We start from the raw sequence: 10,623 nt of genomic DNA, 5'->3' as shown, positions 1-10,623 counted from the left end.
AATGCTTGATTGTATGTCCCCGCTGAACCAGACCAGCGATCAATGAGTACTTGATTACCCGCCTTTACTCGAATACCATCATCTGCATAGGTTTGTACAAAATAATCTTTCTCTCCCTCAATTGTCTTTTTCAAGGTAGCAGAAAAATTATAATGTGGCATGGTGTCGCTGGGTGCATTATAACCCCAATCGAAGTTTATTTTATCCATGGACACCTGCTCACTATTACCAGATAAATTTCTTTGATCAAAGAAAGAACCTGTCCATTGTTTTTCGGCAGCAGATACAGAACCAATAAATAAAAAGCTTATTCCTAAGATTACTAGAATACTAGAGTAAAGCCATCTGTAATTAAAGTTATTTCTATTAACGAGAAATCCCTCCCTCCAAAAATTGTAGTACAATGTCTATTATGCAATGTTTTTGTCAAAATGTTAAGATCTTATTTACCATTTTGTTCTATATTTTTATATTTGATCTATTTCAAACTAAGATTTATAGCTTTATGGATAAAGATGTTTTTTTTACCACTTGATTTATAGTACCATTGTAAATATAATGTAAATTACGGTATTATTATTTGCAAACAACCTTTAAGGGGTGTGATTTTTTTGAAAAAAGTATTAACTTACGGAACATTTGACTTAATTCATAATGGACATATAAATATACTTCGACGCGCAAAAGAATTGGGCGATCATCTAACTGTGGCTATCTCTACAGATGAATTTAATGCAATTAAAGGAAAAAAAGCATACCATAGCTATGAAAATCGCAAACTTATTTTAGAAGCAATTCGCTATGTAGATGAAGTGATTCCTGAAAATGAATGGGAACAAAAAATAGATGACGTAAAAAAACATAATATTGATGTGTTTGTTATGGGTGATGACTGGGAAGGGAAATTTGATTTTCTAGAAGATTACTGTGAAGTAATTTATCTTCCTAGAACAGTTGGTATTTCAACTACAAAAATAAAGACAGATATGCAAAAGGTAAACAATGGTTAGGGAACTAGTAATTTCTAGTTACCTTTTTATTTTCAGGATCTTTTTTAATCTCTTTAAGTTATTTCCTCAAAAGGAAAAAACAACTTTTGTTGCTTCTTTCGGGGATAATATAGACTATGTAATACATGAACTAAAACAATTGAATGATGATGAGATCGTCATATTAAAGAAGACTAGTTGTAGAGTTGATTTCTCTACTGACGAAAGTCAAAAAGTATTAGACTTTGAAACAACGAATCTAATTCATTTTGTTCAGTCGATCTATCACATAGCCACGTCCAAAGTAGTTTTCATTGACAATTACTTTGGATTTTTATCTGTTACGGACTTTAAGCCAAATGTTGTATGTGTTCAATTATGGCATGCAGCGGGTGCAATCAAACAATTTGGCTTATTGGACCCATCCATCGTAAATCGTAGCGAACGCGCTAGACAACGCTTTATAGATGTTTACAGTCGTTTCACCTATGTTGTCGTTGGTTCAGAGAAAATGAGTTCCATTTTCCGCAGTAGTTTCGGCGTTCAGAATGAAAATATACTAAGGACAGGCATACCAAGAACTGATTTCTTTTTTAATAAAAAGTTAGTCAATGATATTAAGCACTCATTACACGAGTCCTATCCTATTATTAATGACAAAAAAGTAATTATGTACGCACCAACATATAGAGATAGCCAATTAAATTCTGCAAACATCGCACTAGAAATTGAAACAATGTACCAAGAGCTAGGCGATGATTATGTGCTATTCTTACGTCTTCATCCAGCTATAAAAGGTAAATTTGACAACAAATATCCAGAATTTGTATATGATCTCTCTGACTATGAAGATATTAATCATTTATTACTAGTTACGGATCTATTAATTACTGATTATTCATCTATTCCATTTGAATATTCATTACTAGGCAAACCGATGATTTTCTTCACGTATGACCTAGAAAGTTACACGAATGAACGTGGCTTCTGGGAAGACTTTGAATCAAATCTACCTGGGCCGATTGCTCGTACAACGGAAGAAGTTATTCAACAGATCCAGTCAAATCAATTTGATATGGATAAAGTTAAGGCCTATGCTAATGAGTGGAATCGATATTCACGTGGGAATTCAAGCCAGAACATTGTTAAGGCAGTTTATGCAGAGGAAGAACGCTACGAAGCGATGCAATAATGATAGTGATACTTTCTACTTTTGTGGTAGGAGGTATCGCTTTTTTTTTTATTTTTGGGGTGGTACATTGCTCCGTTCAGTTGTGTGAGCAACCACCCGGTTAGTATATTGATTAATAAATAAGAAAACCCGCCTTCCTATAATAAGAAAGCGGGTTTTATCTATTATTTTCTCATTCGACTGCCTTGTAGCAAACGAAGGATTGGTCGATATTTATCACTGATAAGCCCTGTAATCTCCACTGTAATTTCGATCAATAATAGCATGGCAAACAACGTGATTGTAGATCCCCACATCGTTGATTTTGTAAAGATAATCGCTGCAATGCTGAATAGTGCACTCATTACATAGATCAGGATAACGGTTTGGCGATGTCCAAACCCTAGTTTTATCAGACAATGGTGCAAATGTAATTTGTCCGGCGCAGATAGTGGCTTGCGTTGTATTACTCTCCTTACAATTGCAAAGAATGTATCTAAGATTGGTACACCTAAGATTGTAATTGGAACAATTAACGAGAATAATGTCGCGTTCTTAAATCCTAAGATCGATAAGACACCAATCATGTATCCTAACAGTAATGCACCCGTATCCCCCATGAAAATCTTGGCTGGGTAGAAGTTGTAAACCAAAAAGCCTAACGTGCTCCCTAATAGGATAAAGCCAATCATCGAAACAAATGTATCACCTAAAGATATTGCAAGACCCGAGATTGTAATCAATGCAATCGATGAAACACCTGCCGCTAATCCATCAAGACCGTCGATGAGGTTAATCGCATTTGTTACACCAACAATCCATAAGATTGTAATTGGAATACTCAAGTATCCAAAATGTACTGTTTCACCAAATGGTAAGTTTACAAAATTAATTTGCGCTCCACCTAGCACGACAATCGAAGCAGCAACGATCTGCACAATAAATTTCACTTTTGCCGTTAACTCATATAAATCATCGAGGAAACCAATCGCGGTGATTAGTGTAGCCCCAACTAATATGTGCCAGAAATATGGGCTATCTGGATTAAAGACGATAAACCCAACGACAAAGCTAATGTAAATGGCAAGGCCACCAAGTCTTGGCATTACTTTTAGATGTACTTTACGTTGGCTTGGCTGGTCAACTGCACCAATTCGAATTGCTAACTTTTTTATATAAGGTGTAATAAAAACTGATATCAATAAGCATATAACTAATGCTATATATTCCATGCTATTTTCCCCCTAAAACCCCTTCATGTTTTTATCTCTTAATTAGACGGTGTGAAAGGATTAAAAGTTTCATAAGTATATATTTTTTAAATAAAAAGGTTTGTTTTCATAGATTACTACGCTTAACAAGAATATTTTAGCAGAAATGCTATGTATCCTATGGGAAAAATAAACTGTACTATAAAAGGCCTTTTCTATTTAAACTGTAGTAACTATAGCATATAAGCAGAGAAAAATCATGTGTTATTTTTACAATTTTGAACTAAACTTTAATGATAGCCCTTTCATTCACAATGAGAACCCCGAAACGTTCTGTGATTGCCATCGCCATGCATCTTCACACATGTTTTGAATGGTGCGCGAAGCTTTCCAATTTAGCTCTTTTTCTGCTTTCGTTGGATTTGCGAAACAAGCTCCCACATCACCAGCGCGTCTGTCGACTACTTTGTAAGGTATAGATACATTGTTTACTTGTTCAAACGTTTGAATCATCTCCAAAACGCTATAGCCTTTTCCGGTACCTAGGTTATATGTTTCCACACCTGTGTGATTTAAAACTTTATCTACAGCTTTCACATGACCATTCGCTAAGTCTACGACGTGAATATAATCTCTTACTCCTGTGCCATCATGTGTGTCATAATCGTTCCCATATACGTTCAGTTCGTTTAACTTACCTGCTGCAACTTGTGTGATGTATGGCATAAGATTATTCGGAATCCCATTCGGATCTTCCCCAATTTCCCCACTTGGATGTGCACCAATTGGATTAAAATACCGTAATAAAGTAATGGACCATTCCTTGTCTGATTGATAAAGGTCTTTCAAAATCATTTCATTCATTAATTTGCTCGATCCATATGGATTCGTTGTTTGCAGTGGTGCATCTTCTGGTATCGGTACCTGATCCGCTTTTCCATATACCGTCGCAGAAGAACTGAAAACGAGGTTTTTCACACGGTATTGCTGCATGACGCTACATAATTGGATGGTACCTGTTACATTATTGTGATAATACGTTAATGGATCTTGCACCGACTTATCAACTGCTTTTAACCCTGCAAAATGGATAACCGCCGTTATTTTATAGTTTTGAAAGACCTGTTCGATCCTCTCTCTATCTAGCAAATCACCTTTAATAATCGGAAAGTCTTTATCTGTTATCTCTTTTACTCTGTATAGTGATTCTGGATGACTATTTATAAAGTTGTCTAGCACTACAATGTCATAACCTGTCTCAAGTAACTCCACACATGTGTGACTTCCAATGTAACCAGCTCCACCTGTCACCAGAATAGCCATTGTCTCCACTCCCTACTCTAAATTAGAGATAAAATCTTTCATTTTTCCATTCAATCGTTCAATCGGGTGTTGATCTTGAATGTCAACATCGACATCGTCTTTAAAATATTTCTTAAATTCCTGTTGTAGCACGTGCATTTTGTCTGGAGATAACTTTTGCTCCACATACACAAGCACCTTTCCCACTTGATGCTGGTGTGCTTGATAATTTAACACTAATTGATCTGTCATCGCTAAATTTTTAAATACGTAATAAAACACCATGCTTGGATAATTCGTGGTATGGCCTTTAATTGTCGAGCCAACTCTGCCAATGATGTCTTCGATGACATAATGCTCTCTACCGCAAGCGCATGTTGTTTCCTTATTTAGTTTTATGTAATCACCTAAGCGGTAACGGATGATCGGAAAAGACTTTGACATCAGATTCGTTACTATTATTTCGCCGTCCTCTTCCTCTACGATGACATTTTCCATCGTGATATGCATCTTTCCTTCAGGACATTCAAAACCAATGATTCCTGCTTCCGCCGCACCATACTCACTGATCATCTTTTTCCCAAACGCTTTTTCAACTTCCTCTTGGTATTTATCTAGAATTTTTTCTGATGTTCCTTTTATCATTTTTAAATCAATTTTTTGATGTAAACCCTTATCGTTAATCATTTTGGCTACTTCATAAATCATTGATGAATACCCTTCGAGATAGGAAGCATGCTTTAATTTTTTTACAAACGCTTCGATGTCTTCTTGTTTATAGGAAAACAAACGGAATCGATTAACAAGAAAATCTAATAATTTTACTTTTCTTTGTTTATCTTTTGCAATATTATAGCCCCAAAAATAGCCGTTTTTCTCCCAAGGCTTGACTCCATACCAGGAATATCCGCGAAACATGGCTGCACGGTGCCTTGCATCCCACTGTTTGTTTCGGTAGAAGACTAGGGGCTGACCGGTGCTCCCCGATGTTTCTGAAAAGAACAACTTGTCAAAGCCTTCTTTAATCTGAATATCTTTCGTATAGGTTAAGACCTCTTGTTTTGACACTGTTGGAAAACACACTAAATCAGCTAAGGTTTTGAGATCATCTGGATGCACGTTCTTTTCTTCGCATTTATTTCTATAAAAAGTCGACTTATTATATGCCCATTCCAATAATTCTTTACACTTTTCTAGCTGATATTGTTCCAATTGCGCAATACTCCATCGATCTGATTGCTTTAAAAACCGAAGACTATTCGTTATTTCTTTATTCCTTATGCGCGTACCAGCTAAAAATACTATTTTAGATAACACTATACTCACATCCCCAACCTATGTTTCATCCTACCGATTTAGAAGAATGTCTTTTTAATTGAACGAACTGCATAATTTGCAAAATACCAGGATGATCTTAACGTGTTTAATTGTTCTAATTGTCGATACACATACCAATTTTTCTTTGCCGCTTTTATTTTGTTACTCGAAATGGACCCTGGTACTTTTCGATATTGCGCTAACGTTTTATTGATCCCATACCCTTTGTAGCCACTTCGTAAAATTTTTAACCATAGAGCAAAGTCTTGTCGTGATTTAATATTAGGCATCATATGATCGATAATTTGTTCTCGATTGATCACAACTGTTAAACAGCCGATAGCACCTGGGTTTCTAAGTAACGACCGGTATGTAACTACCCTTGGCGCATAAATAATTTTAGCGGCTGCATTCCCGTCAACATCCATAATTGAATAGTTAGCAAACGAAAAGGCAAAATTGTTATCTTCCATAAAAGCGATTTGTTCTTCGAGTTTTTTCTCCGTCCACAAATCATCGCTATCCAAAAAAGCGATATACTTCCCTTTCGCCTGTTTCATACCTGTATTTCTTGCCATCGCAGCTCCACCGTTTTCCTTAAGCGGAATTAATTTTATTCGGTTATCATTTGCTTGCTCCTGTCGCACTAGCTCTACAGTATGATCACGGGAACAGTCATCAATAATAATCATTTCCCAATTATGATAGGTTTGATTTTTCACAGATTCAATCGTTGATGTGATGAACTTGGATGAATTGTACGTTGGAGTAATAACCGATACTAATGGACTCGGATTAACCATTACTCACCCTCCTCTTGTTTTCTTGAAGTGCTTGCTCAATCCTTCTCGCATTCTGTTCCCATGTATAATGTTCACGGATATACCGTTGTCCTCGTTTTCCCATTTCCATTGCTTGATCTGGGTCCATGATTAGTTTTAGTAATGCATGTTTTAGCGCCTCTTGATTATTTTCTTGAAGCAAAATTCCATGGTCCTTGGCAATTAAGTCCTTACATTGCCCCAATGCCGGCGCAATGACTGGTTTTCCTTTTGCCATATATTCCATTACTTTCAGTGGTGAGAAATGAAAAAAATCGATATGTTGATATGGTGCAACAGCAATATCCATGATGTCTAACAAGGAAGGTATTATAGTATAATCCTGAAAGCCTGTGATATAAACGTAATCCTGTAATTTGGATTGCGTGATTTTGTCGTTGATTACCCCTCTCTGATCTCCGTCCCCTATGATCAAATATCTAACATCCTGATCTTTCTGTATTAGCTCAGGCAACAGATCGATGATGCGCTCGGCACCATGCCATGATTTCAAGCTTCCCATAAAGCCAATTACTTTCTTTGATGACCAAGCTTGCTTTAATTGTGCTAGCCTTTCCGGTAAAGGCTGCGGTTGATTAAATTTGCGTATATCAACACCGTTTGGAACGACGAGCACGTGATCCATGTTGTAGCTTTTACTGCCAAAATATCTTTTTAATTCCTCTGACACTAGCAATAGTAAACTAGCATGTTTGAATATGTATTTTTCTGAAGTTTTGACGAACCTTTTTATATAAAACTTATTTGCAATATCTCGTTCATATTCGATTGATCCATTTATTTCATAAATTATTGGAATCCGGAATAATTTAGCTGCAAGCATTCCACTAATATCATAGATGGAGTATCGGTATATTAATCTTTCTGGCTTGTACTTATTTATATAACCAATTAACCGGATGAACCTTATGAAAACCATTACTAGAGATTTGAGTTCTTTTAGGTAATTTTTTAGGTTGGAAGATGGCGCCTGTTCTTTTCTGGTGTGAGTGCTCCCTGGTGATGGGTTATGTTTTTTAATGGATAGATCTTTGGTAATCACCTCATGATCGAGTTGTTCCATCGCATGGGTAAACTCTTGGGCATGAATTTTTGATCCTTCCCCTGATGAAAACCATGACATATATAATATCTTCAAATCGTTATCATCCTTTTTCGTACTAATTGTTTTTGTGGTTGGCTTTTTGGTAACATTGTTTTTTGCATGCTATTTGTTATTAAGATGTTTTACTCAGTTATTATATTGCAGTGGCTCCTTTGATGAACTTCTTGTTAGTGATCCAACTCTTCTCTGACTTCTTTTGGCCCTGGATCCTCTTTCTTGTCAGTGATCAGGCTTTTCTCTGACTTCTTCTGGCCTTAAATCCTCTTTCTTGTCAGTTTATGATTCTTTTTCTAATTCACATTCATATTAACGTAGATTTTTGGGAAAACTTATAAAATGTATGTAAAGATTCTTTAATCAAAATTTAATAATGTGAACGATATATATCTGCTATAGTTAACATATATACCCATTTTTGGGGCCAACACTTCCTTTTAATGAAAGAACGGTACATATTTTCTAATGGTTAGGAGTTAAAAGATGATTTCACTATTATTGCCTACTCTAGCAAATTCCAAACAAGATCTTGATCGGCTTTTTGCTAGTTTAGAAAATCAAACAAACCAAGCTTTTGAGTTAATTATTGTTAGTCAAGCAAATCATGATGATGTTGATGCGTTGTTAGCTAACTTTCAATTCAAGTCCAAGCATATAAAAATTAACCAACGCGGTTTATCCCACGCGAGAAATGTTGGACTTCAACAAGTGGAAGGCAAGATCCTTACTTTCACGGATGATGATTGCTGGTATAAAGAGGACGCCTTTTCTTATATACATCGTTTTTTTGAGGATCCTAGTCGGCAAATCGCTTGTTTTCAGCATAAAGATTATGATAAGGACTTATTTCCAAAACCTTACCCAACCCAAGAGCAAATCAATCTTTCTAAGCGAAGGCTTTTGCAACAAGCATCGATTGATATTTTTGTTCATATGGAAAGAGTTCCTGCTTATAAAGATGGATTTGACGAGACATTTGGTCTTGGTACAACATACAAGTCTGGTGAGGAAAATATTTACTTGATGGATTTAAAGAACAAAGGGTACCGCATAGACTATGTACCCGTATTAATCTCCTATCATCCCATCAAAGAGACACTACATGTATTTGACCGTGATACGCTAGTTGGGAAAGGTCCTTTATTCAAAAGGTTATTTGGTCTACCAAAAGGACTTGTTTTATTAATTGCTTTTCTACTTAAAAACAGCCGAATTATTAAAGAAAAACGGTCTGTTTTTGCTTGTGTACGTGAATTTTTCACCTATACAATCGTTAGATAGTCGAGAGGATCTTTGTAAGGGGGAAACAGAATATGTTGAAAAAACATGCTAGTGACAGCGCTCTGAGCACTTATCTTTTACTACTTGTATTAGTAGCCCCTATGCCGGGGATATTGTTTGGCGAGATATCCATTAAGCTAATAGACCTTTTTATCCTTGGCATTAGCTTTCTTTTTTTGCTTTTTTACATGTATGAACAACAACTTACGATGCAAGCATGGGGGAAACGAATCCTAACCGATGCTGCAACGGTATTCATCATTTTAGCTTCTGTTAGTGTTGTTATCTCCACTATTTATGGGAGTGTACAATTTCCTGAGGATACCGCAATTTCTGATGTGTATGAACTCTATCGATATGTGTACTACATCACTTTTTATTTATTGTCCGCTTATTTCGTTATACACCTTGAACGCTTCACAACAGCATTGTTCTGGACGGTACTTGGCATGCAACTTTTTGGGATTTTCCAATTCTTTAATTGGTTCAATATTAATGAACATATAGGCTTGTTATATACAAAAAGCGATAGCCTACACATGATGATTACAGCTCAACATCGGATCACAAGCACACTCGGCAATCCGAATGTTTATGGATCATTTTTGTTAATTGTACTAGTAAGCTGTCTGGCAATCGTCTATATGTATCCGTCACAATCAAAGCGGTTTACTTTTATGGCTGTTGGTTTATTGTTACTGACTTTTATTAGTATCTTTTTGACCACTTCTAGGACGACGGTTATTGCCGCTTTTGGGATTTTATTTTATTTCGGACTATTACAATTGATTATAAGAGAAGTTCAAATTAAAAAAATAATCCTGTATGGCATGCTCTCTGTCCTGGTTTTTTTAGGTATCGGAATGGCTTTAGTCCCACACATTCCCTATCTTGAGTCAGCAGTCAAAAACATCACCAATACGCTAGATAAAAACGCAAACGACACGGCAAATGAGTCAGAAGAGGGACAAGAGGAAACAAATCGAGTAAGGGAATCTCTTGAATCTGTCGGGAGCTTTAAGAGTAGATATGATTATTGGGAAATAAATAAAGAGAAGTTTATGCAATCACCGATTTTAGGTGTAGGGCCCATGAAACAAAGTTTATCTTTTGCTGACAATAACTATCTCTATCTTCTCGCTCGATATGGTGTGATTGGCTTACTGATTTATGGGGTTTTCCTTTTTTATGTTTATATCAAAACATTTAGGATTGCCTTACGAAAAGAAACGGTGATCGAGAAGCGAATTATTGCCTCTGCGATTAATGCCATTATTGTTGCTTATGCGGTGATGGCCTATGTAGCAGAATCGTTTTTTAATATTGAATCGATGATTGTCTTCTTTTTCTTACTTGGGTTATTGAATAATCCTAAACTAAAAATAGAAAAAACAGGCAAGCTGTAACG

Annotated in this window: 9 protein-coding genes and 1 pseudogene; 4 read left to right on the top strand and 6 right to left on the bottom strand. The window is 36.0% G+C overall.

Annotated elements, in window-relative coordinates; translation table 11 throughout:
- A pseudogene (locus tag NYQ66_RS04990) lies at nucleotides 1-404 on the bottom strand (hypothetical protein); the annotation flags it as partial.
- Nucleotides 405-611: 207 nt separating this feature from the next.
- Between NYQ66_RS04990 and tagD the strand changes: the two are divergent.
- A complete protein-coding gene (tagD, locus tag NYQ66_RS04985; protein WP_259867504.1) occupies nucleotides 612-1,010 on the top strand; it encodes a glycerol-3-phosphate cytidylyltransferase in 399 nt (132 codons plus the stop codon).
- Nucleotides 1,003-2,181, top strand: a complete 1,179-nt coding sequence (locus NYQ66_RS04980; protein ID WP_259867502.1) for a CDP-glycerol glycerophosphotransferase family protein — start codon at nucleotides 1,003-1,005, stop codon at nucleotides 2,179-2,181. Before tagD ends, NYQ66_RS04980 begins: the two co-directional genes overlap by 8 nt.
- A 164-nt stretch (nucleotides 2,182-2,345) precedes the next feature.
- Here the strand turns inward: NYQ66_RS04980 and NYQ66_RS04975 are convergent, their stop codons facing one another.
- The 5 genes from NYQ66_RS04975 to NYQ66_RS04955 form a co-directional block, all read right to left on the bottom strand.
- On the bottom strand, nucleotides 2,346-3,392 hold the full coding sequence (locus tag NYQ66_RS04975; RefSeq protein WP_259867500.1) for a glycosyltransferase family 4 protein: 1,047 nt from the start codon (nucleotides 3,390-3,392) through the stop codon (nucleotides 2,346-2,348).
- Between the two features lie 288 nt (nucleotides 3,393-3,680).
- A complete protein-coding gene (galE, locus tag NYQ66_RS04970) occupies nucleotides 3,681-4,694 on the bottom strand; it encodes a UDP-glucose 4-epimerase GalE (RefSeq protein ID WP_259867498.1) in 1,014 nt (337 codons plus the stop codon).
- Between the two features lie 12 nt (nucleotides 4,695-4,706).
- Nucleotides 4,707-5,990 carry a phenylacetate--CoA ligase family protein gene (locus NYQ66_RS04965; RefSeq protein WP_259867496.1) on the bottom strand — a complete coding sequence of 428 codons (1,284 nt, stop codon included), beginning with the start codon at nucleotides 5,988-5,990 and terminating at the stop codon, nucleotides 4,707-4,709.
- Nucleotides 5,991-6,028: 38 nt separating this feature from the next.
- Nucleotides 6,029-6,793: a glycosyltransferase family 2 protein gene (locus NYQ66_RS04960; protein ID WP_259867494.1), complete on the bottom strand. Its 765-nt coding sequence runs from the start codon at nucleotides 6,791-6,793 to the stop codon at nucleotides 6,029-6,031.
- Nucleotides 6,786-7,970 carry a glycosyltransferase family 4 protein gene (locus NYQ66_RS04955; RefSeq protein WP_259867492.1) on the bottom strand — a complete coding sequence of 395 codons (1,185 nt, stop codon included), beginning with the start codon at nucleotides 7,968-7,970 and terminating at the stop codon, nucleotides 6,786-6,788. The genes NYQ66_RS04960 and NYQ66_RS04955 overlap by 8 nt, the downstream gene beginning before the upstream one ends.
- Nucleotides 7,971-8,417: 447 nt before the next feature.
- On the opposite strand from NYQ66_RS04955, the gene NYQ66_RS04950 reads away from it, so the two are divergent.
- Both NYQ66_RS04950 and NYQ66_RS04945 read left to right on the top strand, forming a co-directional pair.
- Nucleotides 8,418-9,215 carry a glycosyltransferase family 2 protein gene (locus NYQ66_RS04950; protein WP_259867490.1) on the top strand — a complete coding sequence of 266 codons (798 nt, stop codon included), beginning with the start codon at nucleotides 8,418-8,420 and terminating at the stop codon, nucleotides 9,213-9,215.
- 32 nt (nucleotides 9,216-9,247) lie between these two features.
- The gene (locus NYQ66_RS04945) at nucleotides 9,248-10,621 is read left to right on the top strand and encodes an O-antigen ligase family protein (RefSeq protein WP_259867488.1); all 1,374 of its coding nucleotides are present in this window, start codon (nucleotides 9,248-9,250) and stop codon (nucleotides 10,619-10,621) included.
- Nucleotides 10,622-10,623: the final 2 nt, after the last annotated feature.

The sequence above is a fragment of the Aquibacillus koreensis genome, from assembly GCF_025154055.1.
GTDB classification, from domain to species: Bacteria; Bacillota; Bacilli; order Bacillales; family Amphibacillaceae; genus Aquibacillus_C; species Aquibacillus_C koreensis.
Note: the sequence above shows the minus strand (reverse complement) of the source record. Positions and strands in the feature narration are given on the sequence as shown.

What these genes read in the sequence shown, in the direction of transcription:
- NYQ66_RS04980 (WP_259867502.1), top strand. Translation starts at nt 1,003, where the DNA reads ATGGTTAGGGAACTAGTAATTTCTAGTTACCTTTTTATTTTCAGGATC.
- NYQ66_RS04975 (WP_259867500.1), bottom strand. Translation starts at nt 3,392, where the DNA reads ATGGAATATATAGCATTAGTTATATGCTTATTGATATCAGTTTTTATT.
- galE (WP_259867498.1), bottom strand. Translation starts at nt 4,694, where the DNA reads ATGGCTATTCTGGTGACAGGTGGAGCTGGTTACATTGGAAGTCACACA.
- NYQ66_RS04960 (WP_259867494.1), bottom strand. Translation starts at nt 6,793, where the DNA reads ATGGTTAATCCGAGTCCATTAGTATCGGTTATTACTCCAACGTACAAT.
- NYQ66_RS04950 (WP_259867490.1), top strand. Translation starts at nt 8,418, where the DNA reads ATGATTTCACTATTATTGCCTACTCTAGCAAATTCCAAACAAGATCTT.
- NYQ66_RS04945 (WP_259867488.1), top strand. Translation starts at nt 9,248, where the DNA reads ATGTTGAAAAAACATGCTAGTGACAGCGCTCTGAGCACTTATCTTTTA.